Origin of the sequence: Pleurocapsa sp. CCALA 161 (assembly GCF_003003995.1) — a bacterium.
GTDB lineage: Bacteria > Cyanobacteriota > Cyanobacteriia > Cyanobacteriales > Xenococcaceae > Waterburya.
The window spans coordinates 1-14,313 of sequence record NZ_PVWF01000010.1 but is presented as its reverse complement, the minus strand read 5'-3'; the positions used below and the strand labels follow the sequence as shown (position 1 = coordinate 14,313).

Sequence of the window (14,313 nt, the reverse complement as noted above, 5' to 3'; positions counted from 1 at the left end):
GTGTTAATTATTTATTTAATTGCAGGAGATCTGTTTCTGCCTCAGCCTTATCGTAGCAGTAGTAAGCAGTTGAAAACTAATCTAAATCATTTTATTGTAAGTTTATTGCCTCGTAAAGCAATTATTAATTTTGATACTAAACTTGATGACTTAAACAGTTAACTTGGTATTTATTTTGTATGTATCCCCCCCCATTAAATAATGGGGGACTTTTAAAGATTTATAGGTAATTTCTAGGTATTTCAACCAAAGGGTAAAAACTGTAGTTTAAAGCTCTTTGATTGTTTAAATAAAGACTCGATCGCACCAACTCCCGTGTAGTCCATAAGGAACATGATGCTTAAGATGTAATAAGGCGATCGCTTTTCCTGCTAAATCTTCTCCATCTAAGATAGCTAAGGTTGAACGGTGTTTGCTCCCGTCATAAACTAAAGTTAAGACCCAGCCAGCATCTTCTGATTCAGCGTGAGGTTTGGGGACGAAAATTGGTTCGCTAGTATATCCGCTAGAAGCAAAAGAATGCAGTTGTCTTGCTCCCGTCTCTAGATCTAGTTTTAAAATTGCCTGTAGTGGAGCGTTTCGCCCATTTTCATTAGCAGCAGCACCAATATATAAATAGCGATATTTTCGACCAACCTGATTCGGGTTATGGGTAGGAAATTCACAGCAGCGACTCTCTAACATCTCTCGTTCAACAGTACCATTATCAAAATTGAGCTTAAATCGCCACAGTTGACCAGGATCGAGACTGTCGAAATCTACTTCTTTATAATTAGAATTGGGCTGTACCTGGGGCAAGGTTTGATAGGTAATGGAATCAACGAGAATTTGGTTATCTTGCTCAAAAGCATTAGCATGATGGAAGACAAAGCCTGATTCAACGCTAAAGGTCTTAATTTCTTTGTTCTGAGGATCGCGAGGAATTACAATTACGTTAGTGGGTTTATGGGGTTGAAACTCGACGCATTCTCCCGCGCCACGCATTCCCAACAGAAAAGGAAGAGGATTAAAGTTAACTGGATTTTGAAAAAAGATCGCGTAGTGGGGAGTAATGATAAAGTCGTGGATAAAGGAAAATCCAGGAACACTATGGGCATGACGACGCAATAACTGACCATCAGGGGCAAATTCAAACAGAGTAATTTTACTCGAAAGCCCTGGATCGACTCGAAAGTTAACCAAACAGGGTGCGCCATTGTCGAATTCGCAGCTGGGATCTATCCAAGGATGTGCTGCAAAAGCATCTCCTGGAGATAAAACACCGTCAAGATAATCAATCCCCATAGTTTCTAATGTCTTAGGATCTAAGCGATGAGGTTCTGCTGCTTCCCAAAGTGCCAAAAGCTTTCCGCCCCAATAAATTACTCCTGTATTAGCAATATTTTTCAGCTGAAAGTCAAAGATATTACTAAAAAGTCCTCCAGGTTTTTGCGTCCCAAATACACCCCGATAGAGAATTTTTCCCGCGTCTTTCTCTTTAACATAAGCCTCGGTTTGCACAAAGCGATTACGGTAATGTGCTTTGCCATTTTTAAACGAAAAGGCGCTAATCATACCATCACCGTCAAAAGGATGATGAATTGCCGAACCACCAATATCTAGTAAGCCTGGCCCATTACGAAACAGAGTTCCTGATAATTCGACAGGAATTTCACCTTCAATGTCCGTAATTTCGTATTCATATTCGTTGGGCTGGGAATCATAACCCCGCCTCCATTCTTCAAGATTATAGGGTTGGCTATTGGTTGTTTGAGCAATAGTATTGGTCATGGTAGTTGTGTTTTTAAGCAATCCTGTTCAGAAAGAATATCAAGAAATGTAAAGTGTTCTTTATATTTTAGAAAATAAACTTCCAGTTTGCCGTATGGCGATCGCCTTATACTAAATTCATTCTGCTTAAAAAAATAAAGGAAGCTTAACTACAATAAACTTCCCCTCACCATGAATAACTAATTAAGCAAAATCATCCATCGATCGCTTTTTTTAGATCATCTTTGACGTTTTCAACGCTATGTTCAACTTGAGCTTCTGCCTGCTTTTGCTGACCTTCGGCTTTATCTTGAGGATTTCCTGTTACTTCTCCTACAGCCTCTTGTACCTTGCCTTCAATATTTTTGGCAGTAGCGTTCAGACGGTCTTCTATGCTCATGAAAATTAATCTCCCTATATTAAAATTGTCATTAGTATATCTACCTTAAGCAGTGAAGTATATCCATCTTTTGATGGATTTGAATAGCTATTTTTAAATAATTAGTAGATTTTATTTGAAGAAAAATTTAGTTTGAGTTTGTCAGTAATCATGGATATTTGTTGACATTAATTATGTATACTCATTCTCTTGATAGATGTTTTGGCAAATCACCCTTCATAGACTGAAAATAGCTGAATTGAAGCTTAATTTCGTAGGTAGCAATTAGCAAGTTTTGGCTTTTGACTTTAAGACTTTTGACTTTAAATACCCTTAGTTTTTAAACTTTATCTTTTAACCTTGATAAACTAAAACAAAAGGACAGTTTTTAGAGGAAAATACACAATACATAAAAATATTAATATCAACTAAACATTATGAAGTTTAAACTTGGCTGCCACCTAGACTACAATCTTTTTAGTAGCAGTACTTTCATTTTCAATATTCGAGTTTTAGCAAATGAGTATCAGCAAATTTTAGGGCAAAATCTCAAAATCACTCCTGAATATGAGATAGAAGAATATATCGACTCAGATCATGAAAACAGCTATTTTCGCCTAATTGCGCCGACAGGAAAACTAGTTATCGACTATCAGGCAACCGTAGATTTATCTCATCGCGTTGATCAGACAACTAAAATTCAAGAAACCTCTGTCGATCAATTGCCTCTGGAGATTATTCCTTATTTATATCCTTCCCGCTATTGCCAAAGCGATCGCCTGATGAAGTTAGCTCAAGACGAATTTGGCAACGGTGAATCTGGGTATGCAAGAGTCCAAGCCATTTGCGACTGGATTTATCATAAAATTGATTATCTTTCAGGAAGCAGTGACTCTCAAACTTCAGCCTATGATACGGCGAGTGAAAGAGTAGGCGTATGTCGAGATTTTGCTCATTTAGGAATTGCTTTTTGTCGAGCTTTAAGCATTCCCGCTCGATTTGTCTCTGCCTATGCCTGGCAGTTACAGCCACCCGATTTTCATGCCTGTTTTGAAGCTTATTTGGGTGGTCAATGGTATTTATTTGATGCTACTCGTCTTGCGCCTACTAATGGACTAGTGCGGATTGGTACGGGAAAAGACGCGGCAGACACGGCTTTTGCTACAGTATTTGGTGCTATTGAATTAAACAATATGAACGTATATATCGATCTGCTGGATGAGCAGTTATTAGAGCCAGAAAACACCGCCTACGCGACAATTTTGCCTTAAAGTTTATCTTTTGACTAGCTGTTATCAGTAACCAATTAAAAAAGATTATAGCTTGGCGATCGCACGCTCTTTTTGTAATTAAAGAAGAGGTGGCGATCGCTTGAAAACGAAGAATAAATACGCTACGTTAACAGATTAAAATAGTAGGAACGGCAAGGTTAAAGACTACTAGAATTAAGACTCTCTTCCTCTGCCTTAGTTTGAGGCAGATGTAAGCCACATTCTTGTTTTAAGCCACGAAAACGGGTATCTCTGGCATTATGATCGTCGGTAGTGAATGGGCGACTAGAATGCCAGTCGCCAACGGTAACATAACCTTGATCGAAGAATGGGTGATAGGGCAAATCATACTTAAGCAGATATAAATAAATATCTTTGGCATTCCAATCTAAAATGGGATGAATTTTATACAGATCGTTTTGGCGATCGATTCTGTTTAAACCTTCACGATGGGAAGTTTGATCGCGACGTAACCCAGCCAACCAAGCAGTAGCCTGTAATTCTTGTAATGCGCGCTGCATCGGTTCAACTTTGCGGATGCGATCGTAGTAATTAAAAGCTTCCACATCATCTTGTTCCCAAAGCTTACCGTGGATTGCCTCCATACGAGCGGGAGACATGGTTGACTGATATACCTTCAGATTAAGCTCTAATCTGGTAGCTAAATTTTCGGCGAACTTATAAGTTTCGGGTGGTAAATAGCCTGTATCCACCCAAATTACTGGAATCTTAGGAACAATTCTAGTCACCAAATGAAGCATTACTGCTGCTTGAATACCAAAGCTAGTACTCATGACCAAGCCGTCACCAAAGGTTTCGGCACTCCACTCCACTATTGATGAAGCTTCAGCATTTTCTAATTGTTGATTGACTTGAGATAGGTTGAAACTAGGTACTTTAGCAGTGGCAGAGATCATTAACTTATATTCTCTAGACTTAGCGGATGACTTGATGATAAACAACTCGATTTGTGGTTGGCAGCTAGTTTAGCTAGCGCGATTGTCCTGAGTTGGCTAAATTTATAATACCAAACCTCATTCTGAAAGAGTTTAACAAAAGCTCTAAGCTCTAAGCTAAACGGGTTTAAGTCCCCTCTTCTATCTTGAAGAGATGAAGAGTTTTGAATCAAGAGTAGTCCAAATCAACTTTTGATTAAGCTTATAGCCTACAGCTACGAGCTTCGCTCGTTTAAGAAAACCAACTGCTTAACCAAATAGCGATCGTGCTTAAACTGACTCCAATAACTACCGCTACAGGCAAAATAATCCCCGTTTCGGTCATTTTAACGATAGGAATTGAGATCGCCATCATTCCAGTTGCTAAACTCCAAATAATTGCGGTACTACCGATCTTTACGCCTTGTCCTTCCATCATTTTCTCTTAGAATCTAAATTCACCTTACTTTATTAAGTCACATATCTACTCAATCAGGCTGAATTTTAGCTAAAATTTTCCACCAGGAAATTCATTTTACACGACTAATTAAGTAATTAAGACTAATTAATATTTACCAGGTTGAGCTAGACTTTCAAATCTAGTTAATTCGGCGTTGAACAACAGCTTAATTGTGCCGACAGGGCCATTACGATGTTTAACGATACTTACTTCTGTGATGCCTCTGTCTGGGGTGTCAGGATTATAATATTCATCCCGATAGATCATCATGACAAGATCCGCATCTTGCTCAATTGATCCTGACTCACGTAAATCAGACAGCATTGGGCGTTTATTGGTTCTTTGTTCCACTCCTCGGCTTAACTGAGACAATGCCACAATCGGTACGTTTAACTCTCTGGCTAAACCCTTTAGACTGCGTGTCATTTTTGATAGCTGCTGTACGCGGTTGTCATTATCTCCCCCTTCCATTAATTGAAGATAATCAATCATCACTAAACCCAGAGGATCTTTTTGCTGCGCTTGGAGACGACGTACTTGCGATCGCATCTGCATTACCGTTAAGTTAGCCGTATCGTCAATATAAATCGGCAGTTCCGAAAGTCTTTCTACGCCATCAATTAGCTGTCCAAACTCGTTTTGGGCAATTCTCCCCGAACGCAGACGGTTACTAGGAATTCTCGCCTCAGCAGATAATAGTCTTTGAGTTAACTGTTCCCGCGACATTTCTAAACTAAAAACGGCAATGGGTAACTCAGAATTCCTCGCAATATTAGAAGCGACACATAAGGCAAAAGCCGTTTTTCCCATTGATGGTCTACCCGCAATAATAATTAGGTCAGAACGACTAAAACCACTGGTCATGGCATCTAAATCATAATAGCCAGAAGGGATACCAGGTAAAGCCGTTTCCTGGTGTAGTTCTTCAATCGTATTAAAAGTATTGATCAAAGTTTCGGCGATAGAAATTAAACCCTCTTGAGGACGTTCTTGAGTGAGACGAAATATTTTCTGTTCCGCAGCGTCTAAGACAACTTCTAATTCTGAAGTATTATCGTATCCTAGATCGACAATTTCATGCCCTGATGTAATCAACTGACGACGGACATATTTTTCCATGATCAAGTTGGCATAACGATCCACATTAACCGCTGACACTGTGCGGTTAAGTAACTGCGCCAACTTAGTTGTCCCACCCACCTGTTCGAGTAAATCGCGATCGCTTAAATATGTACTAACAGAGATAAAATCCGTTGGTTTGCCCTTGGCATTGAGACACAATGCAGCGTAATAGATCTCTTGATGTGCCTTAACATAAAAAGCATCTTTAACGACTAGTTCCGCCACCCTGGTAATTGCTTCAGGATCGAACAGAATGCCACCCAGGATTGCTTCTTCCGCCTCAATACTCGCTGGTGGTAAGTTATTTATTTCTGCCATTAATTACTTTCAACTCTTACAGCATCACTATAGAACATATATTCTACTAAGCTTCGAGATGATCAGAAAGTATTTTATTACTTAAATACAAGTTAGGACTTAACCTTTTTAATCTTTTGCTTGGCATGTAAACTAGCCAAATAGTCACCATAAAAGAGACAAAATCGCCAGAACTTATTGAGTCCTAAAATTAGCTTGTTTTCTACCAACTCCACTTGGTTATTATCAATAGTTGAAGTAATCTCTGGATTAACATGATTCATTTTTTTCTCCTAATTTGCTTGGTCAATTTTCCAACCCAGTTAAAAACAGTAATGACGATAATGACGATTTTCAATCCAAACTCTAACATCTTGCTCAGAACCGAAAATATAGGATTTGTTAGTATTGAAATCATATACCTGCCAATAGTGATTGCCATGGCGATCGCATTTATATCTAACTTGAGGTTCGTGGTTGGATATGACTAAGCTATCTACAGCTTTACGTAGAATATTGGCAATAGAATTGATTGCTTTCATGATTAATTTTTACAGTTATTAACAACAAAGAAAAGTATTTAAGTATCTTTTCTCTCGATAAATCAACTGTAGCTATTTGGCATTTAATCTACAAAATAAGCTAGACATACTAACTATGAATTTTATTCATAGTTAAATATTGCACCTCCAGGTGACCTGTAATGCAAACCGTATAAAGTAAACCGTATAAAGTAAAAAGTGACTATTGCTTCTTGTCTGTTTTCGGTTCTAAAATTTTATTTTGCCTAGATCTATGAGTGCAATCGATCCCTATAAACTAAAAATTTCTCAGCTACGCATCTTAGTAGCGGTGGCAGATTACCGAAATTTTAGCGAGGCTGCTTTGCACTTAGAAATTTCCCAGTCAGCAGTTAGTCATGCGATCGCTACTTTAGAGGCAGAATTAGGCGTAATTTTGTTTAATCGAGGGCGTAACGGGGCAGATCCGACCCCTGTAGGGGAACAATTGATTTTGCCAGCTAAACAGATTTTAGAATTGTTACAGAAGATGGTAACCGAAGCTAATCGCGCTAAGGGTTTAAAAGGAGGAAATGTGAGACTGGTAGCCTTCCGCAGTGCGGCAACTCATATCTTACCCGCGTTAATTGCTCAGTTTCGCCGTCAGTTTCCTTTGATTAAGGTCAGCGTTACCGATCTTGAGGAGAATTTTGAGATTGAAAATAGGTTGCGTTCTGGTCAAGGAGATATTGGGATCGTCGATTTACCTTGTTCCCCAGAGTTTGAAACCTGGGAAATTTATCGAGATGAATATGTGGTCTTGTTACCCCGTAGCCTAAAATTGAATCAAACACAGTTAACCTGGGAACAATTAGCAGCCTATCCTCTAATTATCTCAGCGAATAATAGCTGTTCTCTAAAAATCCGACAATCTTTACAGCGATCGCCAAAACCCGTAAATATTGCCTATGAAATGAAACAGGATTCAGCCATGACCAGTATGGCAATGCAAGGATTAGGTGCAGCGATTTTACCTCAGCTTGCTGCCGAACCCGTTTCGGAACAATTAAAGGTTTATTCTTTGCCAGTTCCGTTAGAAAGGATTATTAAAGCAGCAGTGTTAAAAGATGCTCTACACACACCAGCAGTTTTTGCCTTTTTAGATGTTCTTAAAAACTACACTTGTTCATTAAGAACTTAATTCTATTTAACGATCTAGATCTAGCCTCTAAATTTAGTAATTATGCTTTCGTCTCGCTAAAAATGAGATATGCAGCCTCTACTAGCAGCATGGCAGCAAAAAAAATAGTTGCGAGTCACGGGGACTTTCATATAGCTAACGCTAAATCCTGCAAACACCACCATAGTAATAACTTCTTGTAAAACCTTGAGCCGTGCAAGATTAAAGTATTGTTACTCATTACTCAATTTTTCAAGTAACCTATCTGAAACGGATTTAGTATAAAAAGGCGATCGCTGGCGGAAAAATTGCTGCCACCCCAATTAAACCCTGTATAGATGAACTACTCAGCCCTGCCTAACGGCGAGGACTGAGTTTCTAGCTTCGCTGGGTGCTGCCGTACCTTGGTCTTTCGTCCTCGGTCGGGTCTTACGCTCCCTCCACTAGCAGAGACGGCTGTTCCATCCGCCTTTATGATTCTGATGCCTTCTGCTCTGATGTTTCGGCTTGCTGCTTCATCACGATCATGAGTTTTGCCACAGGTCGTGTTCAAGCAAGTCCATTCTCTAATACTCAAATCTATCTTTGGTGTTTGAGTTAGGCAATCAGGGCAGATATGAGATGAGGGAAACCATCTGTCAATCTCAACTAAACGTTTATTTTCACGCTCTAGTTTATAGCTCAGGAAGTTAACGAACATCCCCCATCCAACATCAGATATTAATTTAGCTAACTTGTGGTTGCGCACCATGCCTTTTACGTTGCGGACGGGCGCGGTCTTGGGGGTTTCCCCCATGAGCGACCCGTTCAAGAAGAGGTTTTCTACCACAACGACTTTGCTTTCGTTGGTCAGTTTCCTACTTAATTTGTGTAAGAAATCTTGACGGGCATTACTTATGCGTACGTGAACCTTAGCTACTAATTTTTTAGCTTTTTGCCTGGTTTTACTTCCTTTTTGTTTTCTAAATAATTTCTGCTGTTTACGAGCTAGATTTCTTTCATACTTCTTAAAGTGTCTAGGATTAGCATATTTGCTAGTCTTAGTGCCATCATGAGCTATGCAAAAATCTTTGATTCCTAGATCCAAACCGATAATTTTATCGCCATTGCCAGATACAAAACAAGCTTCTATTTCATAAAGAATGGAAGCAAAGTATCTATCTGAACTATCTTTGGTGATAGTAACAGTCTTGATTGTGCCAAAATAGCGACGATCGAATACTGCCTTGACTAATCCAATCTTAGGTAGCTTAATCCCGTCTCCTGTAATCTTGACTGACTGAGGAAAACCAACAGATTGTTTACCATGCTTGGATTTATATCTAGGAAATCTAGCTCGTTTTTCAAAGAAATTAATAAAAGCGCGAGACAAATTAAGTGATGTCTGTTGCAAGGATTGAGAATAAACTTCTGTTCTCAACCATTCATGTTCTTCTTTTAGATTAGGCAGCAAAGCATTTAGTCCTGCACGAGATAAGCCTTTGCCCGTCTCTTTATAGGTTTCAATACTTTTGTTAAGTGCAAAATTCCACCACCAACGAGAACAACCCATAGCACCTGCTAGTTGCTGTTTTTGTTCGTCAGTCGGATAAATTCTTACTTTTTGTGCTTGTCTAAGCATATTTATCATCATATCATATGATGATAGAATTGTAGTAGATAATAACGAAGTGCGATATGCGGAGCGGGACGCGATATGCGGAGCGGTGACGGGAGCGAAGCGAGCTAATCCTTTAGGAATCCTTTAGGACGCAAGGAGCTAATCCTTATGCGAAGCGGCTTGCACTTATCGCATTGAGTGTACCCTTTAGGGTTAGGGCTTGCACTTATCGCATTGAGTGTATCCGTTCAGGGACGCGGAGCTAGTCATGCGCGGGTATCCTTTAGGATTAATCTCGCTTAGTGTCAAGTTCGATTCAACTCAGCCTTGGCGTAGCCGAAGACTGAAAGTTCTCTCACATCTTGTTAAACAAAATATTTAATTGATCATTAGAAAAATTTACTCTAAAAAATATAGCGTTTTTGGATAAATAAATAATCAATATGGTTTCAATTCAAGGGCAAATTGTTTTAATAACAGGAGCAAGTAGCGGTATTGGGGCATCTTGTGCCAAAATGTTTGCCAAAGAAGGTACGGCGTTAATTTTAGCTGCACGTCGTCGAGAAAAGCTAGAAGCTTTAGCAGCAGAATTAAAGACAGCTTATAATAGCAAAATTTATGTATTAGAGATGGATGTGAGCGATCGCACTGCGGTAGAAACATCCTGGGCTTCTTTACCCAAATCTTGGCGTAATGTCGATATTTTAATTAATAATGCAGGATTAAGCCGTGGTTTAGATAAACTCCAGTCAGGAGAGATCCAAAATTGGGAAGAAATGATTGATACCAATCTTAAAGGCTTGTTATATGTAACGCGATCGCTCTTACCAGTCATGGTACAACGTAATCAAGGGCATATTATTAATATTGGTTCAATTGCTGGACATCAAGCCTACCCTGGGGGGAATGTTTATTGTGCCACCAAAGCAGCCGTTAGAGCTTTATCACAAGGGTTAAAGATGGATTTGTTGGGTACTCCTATTCGAGTCACTTCTGTCGATCCTGGTACTGTCGAAACTGACTTTAGTAAGGTGCGTTTTCGCGGTGATGTAGAAAAAGCTGAAAAAGTATACCAGGGGATGAATCCTTTGACTCCCAATGATATTGCCGAAATTGTAGTTTTCTGCGCTACTCGTCCCCTCAATGTTAATATAAGCGAACTTTTAGTCTTGGCGACAGATCAATCAAGCGCCACGATGATCAATCGACAGTAGTGGGTGTAAGAATTTACCCTTAAAGTCATTTCAATTAATTTCAGAGATGGTTATTTTGTATTAATGATCATGGTGAATCTTACTTGCTCTTGCTACTTCGTTATAAGATCGACTGGTTGCTATTTTTTGGAATATTAATTGACTTGCCATCAGGAATTGTGAGGTCGTGTCTCCAGATGGTGACATTCTTAGTAGGAATCGAGGCTGGTAATTCTTCTAGGGCAATTTTCTGCCAAGTGGTGGCATCGTAGGTAGTATAAATAAATGTTGATTTAGGCAGATTCAAATCAATGATGGTAATTGTTTGACGGGGTGATAATTGACTATTAATTAACTGTCTTGCTCCCTGTCCCAATGCACCTGCATGAAGCATTTTTAAGTTTTCAACCTGACCAGGATAGTATGCATGATGGTGTCCGCTGATATACATCAACACACGATTTTCTGTCAGCAGCGATCGCAGTTTATTTCCTTGCTCCAAGTACTCTCCTGGCTTATTCTTCGTCGTTGCCACAGGATAGAGCGGAAGGTGTCCTAAAACTATTCTAGCGGTTGCCTGTTGTGCTGCTGGAGTCTCTAATGTCTGCTCAATCCACTCTAACTGCTGGGGGGAGATTTGCGAGGTCGAAGCATCCCAAACGAGAAAGAAGATTTTATTTTGCTGAAAACTATAGTAGAAAGGAAAATTAGCGCGATCGACAAAATTTAAAAAGTGATGCTGCTGTTGCCAATAAGCTTGAGCAAGGTTTCTTTCATCTTGAAAAATCAAAGTTTGGTCTTTAATCGCTCCAGATCCATCATGATTGCCGATAGTCAAGCCAAGGGGAATACCTCGTTTACGCAGAGGTGCTGCTATTTGCAGATCAAAAGCTGCCCACATCGACTCAATCTGGGACTTGGTTAAACTGGCTTTTTGTCCTGCGATCATATCTCCCCCACAGAGGACTAGATCGGGCTGCCATTGAGGGATTAAGGCGATCGCCTGGGCTACTTCTGGCTCATATTCTGTCGAACCATACTGACTATTGAGATCGCTAATTACAACCAGGCGAAAATCCTGACGAGGAGGCAGATCTAAGTTTTTAGCGATTAGCGCTGTTTGTACCGAGTCTAAGTTGCTAGTTACTGCTCGATTATGCTCAACTGTTAGATAGCCAAGAATAAAAATACAAACCACTCCGACTACAAACCATCGAGTAAACTGCCGTTTCATCTGCAAAAATCCAGAATTTTCAACAACTATTGACTTAATATACGCTGTACAGCAAAAATTATTGTTGTATATTGTTCACTTGTGCTTAAACTATAGATCTTCAGAGAAGGTATCAAATTAACGTAGTTAAAGATTAGTCAGAGGCACAGCAACATGAGTGAGACAGCCAACAAGCCGATTGGAATTATAGGAGCATCTGGATATGGGGGAGTTCAGTTAGTCAAACTTTTATTAGAACATCCGCAAGTAGATATTGCTTATTTAGGTGGTGATAGCAGCGCAGGGAAGCAATATAGTTCGATCTATCCTCACCTAGATCATTGTGTAGATCTAACAGTAGAAAAAATTGATGTAGATGTTATTGCTCAACGATGTGCAGCCGTATTTCTGGGTCTACCCAATGGTTTAGCTTGCGATCTTGCTCCTGCTTTAATTGCCAAAGGCTGTAAAGTCTTAGATCTTTCGGCAGACTATCGTTTTAGTAATTTAGATACTTACACTGACTGGTATAAAAAAGAGCGCACAGACGAGGATACAGCAAAATCTGCGGTTTATGGCTTACCAGAACTCTTCCGTGAACAGATTAAACAAGCTCAATTAGTGGGCTGTCCTGGATGTTATCCCACTGCCAGTTTACTCGCTCTTTCGCCTTTACTTAAGAACGGCTTGGTCGATCCCTCGACGGTGATTATTGATGCCAAATCAGGTACTTCTGGTGGTGGTCGTCAAGGCAAGATTAATCTGCTCTTAGCAGAAGCTGATAACTCTCTAGGAGCTTATGGAGTCGCCAATCATCGCCATACTCCTGAAATAGAGCAAATTTGCAGTATTTTAGCCCGCCAGGAAGTTACTGTGCAGTTTACTCCTCATTTAATTCCCATGGTCAGAGGGATCTTATCTACCGTCTATGCCACTTTGAGAGATCCTGGACTAGTTAGAGAAGATTTAATCACCATCTACAATGCTTTTTATCGCTCCTCTCCTTTTGTAAAAATTCTCTCCAGCGGTATTTATCCTCAAACTAAGTGGGCATGTGGTACTAACTTGGCATATATTGGCATTCAGGTAGATTCTCGCACAGGTAGAGTAATTGTTTTGTCGGCGATCGATAATTTAATTAAAGGTCAGGCAGGTCAAGCAGTACAATGCTTAAATCTGATGATGGGTTGGTCAGAATCTTTGGGTTTACCCAAGCTGGGTTTCTATCCTTGATCTATTAGCTATTTTGCACAAATCGAAAATAATCATTGAAATGTAAGTACTCCAAGGGTACAACGTAAGGTCAAAAGTGGGGCGAACGGCTGTTCGTCCCCTCAAAAAGTTAAAAATTTATCGGTTAAATTAAAGATCTGAAATTTGGCTGCTAGTTACTAATTCCGATAATGATTGATCAACAATTATGCTTGCTTACTTATCAGCCTTTATGAGTGTTTTTAACGATGAATCGTAACTTAGTATTTTTATTTGCTAGTAGCCTGTATCTTCTAAGTTTTATATCTCCAGTCAAGGCAGAGGATACTTTAGCAAAAATCCAACGTACAGGAGTGTTAAACGTTGCTATTAGAGAAGATGCTCCTCCTTTTGGCTATCTTGACGCTAGGGAAAATTTGCAGGGATACTGTTTAGATTTTTTTGCTCTGTTGAAATCACAATTAATTACAGATCTAGAACGAAATACTCTGAGTGTAAAGCTGCTTAAGTCAACCGCGAGTAATCGTTTTGGCTTAGTGGCAGATAACCTCATCGATCTTGAATGTGGTCCCAACACAATTCGCCCCACTCCTCCAGAAAACACTAATTTTTCTGACAGCTTTTTTCTCACAGGGACGCAATTTTTGGTCAAACAGGATAATTCTCTCGATCCTGGAGGTGATTTAAATGGTGATATTTTAGGCGTGATTGCTAATACCACGACGGCTAAAGTTATTGCTCAACGCTATCCTCAGGCAACTCTCAAACAATACCAAGGAGTGACTGCCAGAATTCGAGGTATACAGGCGGTGGCACAAGGCAAGATAGACGCAATGATTAGCGATGGAATTTTATTGCGCGCCGAAGCTCAACAACAGAATTTATCATCGGCAGAATATCCTTTAGTTCCCGATGTTCCTCTAACTTGCGATCGCTATGGCATGATTATTCATAGCAATGATCCGCAATGGCAAGAGTTTGTTAATTCGGTAATTGATAGTCCAGAGGCAGAAGCTTTATCAAATCAATGGTTTGGTAGCTCATTTAGCTATAATCAAAAGGCTCAAGATGCTTGCTAGACTAAATCCGTTTTAGATAGGTTACTTGAAAAACTGAGTAACAAGTAACAAGTAACAAGTAACAAGTAACAAGTAACAAGTAACAAGTAACAAGTAACAAGTAACAAGTAACAAGTAACAAGT

At 39.6% G+C, this 14,313-nt stretch carries 14 protein-coding genes and 1 pseudogene; 5 read left to right on the top strand and 10 right to left on the bottom strand.

Features of this window, described 5'->3' with window-relative positions; translation table 11 throughout:
* Positions 1–285: 285 nt before the first annotated feature.
* Positions 286–1,770, bottom strand: coding sequence for a carotenoid oxygenase family protein (locus tag C7B62_RS04240; protein ID WP_106233374.1), 1,485 nt, complete (start codon positions 1,768–1,770; stop codon positions 286–288).
* A 193-nt stretch (positions 1,771–1,963) separates the two neighbouring features.
* Positions 1,964–2,149: a CsbD family protein gene (locus C7B62_RS04235; RefSeq protein ID WP_106233373.1), complete on the bottom strand. Its 186-nt coding sequence runs from the start codon at positions 2,147–2,149 to the stop codon at positions 1,964–1,966.
* Between the two features lie 416 nt (positions 2,150–2,565).
* Here C7B62_RS04235 and C7B62_RS04230 point away from each other — a divergent pair, with 416 nt between their 5' ends.
* A complete protein-coding gene (locus C7B62_RS04230; protein WP_106233372.1) occupies positions 2,566–3,399 on the top strand; it encodes a transglutaminase family protein in 834 nt (277 codons plus the stop codon).
* A 158-nt stretch (positions 3,400–3,557) separates the two neighbouring features.
* Here C7B62_RS04230 and cysH read toward each other — a convergent pair whose 3' ends face one another.
* The 5 genes from cysH to C7B62_RS04210 form a co-directional block, all read right to left on the bottom strand.
* Positions 3,558–4,316 carry a phosphoadenosine phosphosulfate reductase gene (gene cysH, locus C7B62_RS04225; protein WP_106233371.1) on the bottom strand — a complete coding sequence of 253 codons (759 nt, stop codon included), beginning with the start codon at positions 4,314–4,316 and terminating at the stop codon, positions 3,558–3,560.
* 271 nt (positions 4,317–4,587) lie between these two features.
* Positions 4,588–4,773, bottom strand: coding sequence for a hypothetical protein (locus C7B62_RS04220; protein WP_106233370.1), 186 nt, complete (start codon positions 4,771–4,773; stop codon positions 4,588–4,590).
* A gap of 126 nt (positions 4,774–4,899) precedes the next feature.
* A complete protein-coding gene (gene dnaB / locus C7B62_RS04215; RefSeq protein ID WP_106233369.1) occupies positions 4,900–6,234 on the bottom strand; it encodes a replicative DNA helicase in 1,335 nt (444 codons plus the stop codon).
* Between the two features lie 92 nt (positions 6,235–6,326).
* Positions 6,327–6,497, bottom strand: coding sequence for a hypothetical protein (locus C7B62_RS25580; RefSeq protein ID WP_158260623.1), 171 nt, complete (start codon positions 6,495–6,497; stop codon positions 6,327–6,329).
* Between the two features lie 39 nt (positions 6,498–6,536).
* Positions 6,537–6,755 carry a hypothetical protein gene (locus tag C7B62_RS04210; RefSeq protein WP_106233368.1) on the bottom strand — a complete coding sequence of 73 codons (219 nt, stop codon included), beginning with the start codon at positions 6,753–6,755 and terminating at the stop codon, positions 6,537–6,539.
* Between the two features lie 253 nt (positions 6,756–7,008).
* On the opposite strand from C7B62_RS04210, the gene C7B62_RS04205 reads away from it, so the two are divergent.
* Positions 7,009–7,914 (top strand): LysR family transcriptional regulator, encoded by a 906-nt coding sequence (locus tag C7B62_RS04205; protein WP_106233367.1) that lies wholly within the window; start codon positions 7,009–7,011, stop codon positions 7,912–7,914.
* Positions 7,915–7,970: 56 nt separating this feature from the next.
* Here the strand turns inward: C7B62_RS04205 and C7B62_RS27055 are convergent.
* Together C7B62_RS27055 and C7B62_RS04195 are read right to left on the bottom strand one after the other, a co-directional pair.
* Positions 7,971–8,111, bottom strand: a pseudogene (locus C7B62_RS27055) (DMT family protein); the annotation flags it as partial.
* A gap of 125 nt (positions 8,112–8,236) precedes the next feature.
* Positions 8,237–9,526: an RNA-guided endonuclease TnpB family protein gene (locus tag C7B62_RS04195; protein ID WP_106233365.1), complete on the bottom strand. Its 1,290-nt coding sequence runs from the start codon at positions 9,524–9,526 to the stop codon at positions 8,237–8,239.
* 410 nt (positions 9,527–9,936) lie between these two features.
* Between C7B62_RS04195 and C7B62_RS04190 the strand changes: the two genes are divergently transcribed.
* Positions 9,937–10,707, top strand: a complete 771-nt coding sequence (locus tag C7B62_RS04190) for an SDR family oxidoreductase (RefSeq protein ID WP_106233364.1) — start codon at positions 9,937–9,939, stop codon at positions 10,705–10,707.
* 100 nt (positions 10,708–10,807) lie between these two features.
* On the opposite strand, the gene C7B62_RS04185 is transcribed toward C7B62_RS04190, so the two are convergent.
* Entirely contained in the window at positions 10,808–11,920 is a 1,113-nt protein-coding gene (locus C7B62_RS04185; protein ID WP_106233363.1) for a metallophosphoesterase, read from the bottom strand.
* A 153-nt stretch (positions 11,921–12,073) separates the two neighbouring features.
* On the opposite strand from C7B62_RS04185, the gene argC reads away from it, so the two are divergent.
* Together argC and C7B62_RS04175 are read left to right on the top strand one after the other, a co-directional pair.
* Positions 12,074–13,132, top strand: a complete 1,059-nt coding sequence (gene argC, locus C7B62_RS04180) for an N-acetyl-gamma-glutamyl-phosphate reductase (protein WP_106233362.1) — start codon at positions 12,074–12,076, stop codon at positions 13,130–13,132.
* 227 nt (positions 13,133–13,359) lie between these two features.
* Positions 13,360–14,190 carry an amino acid ABC transporter substrate-binding protein gene (locus C7B62_RS04175; RefSeq protein WP_106233361.1) on the top strand — a complete coding sequence of 277 codons (831 nt, stop codon included), beginning with the start codon at positions 13,360–13,362 and terminating at the stop codon, positions 14,188–14,190.
* The last annotated feature ends 123 nt before the right edge of the window (positions 14,191–14,313 follow it).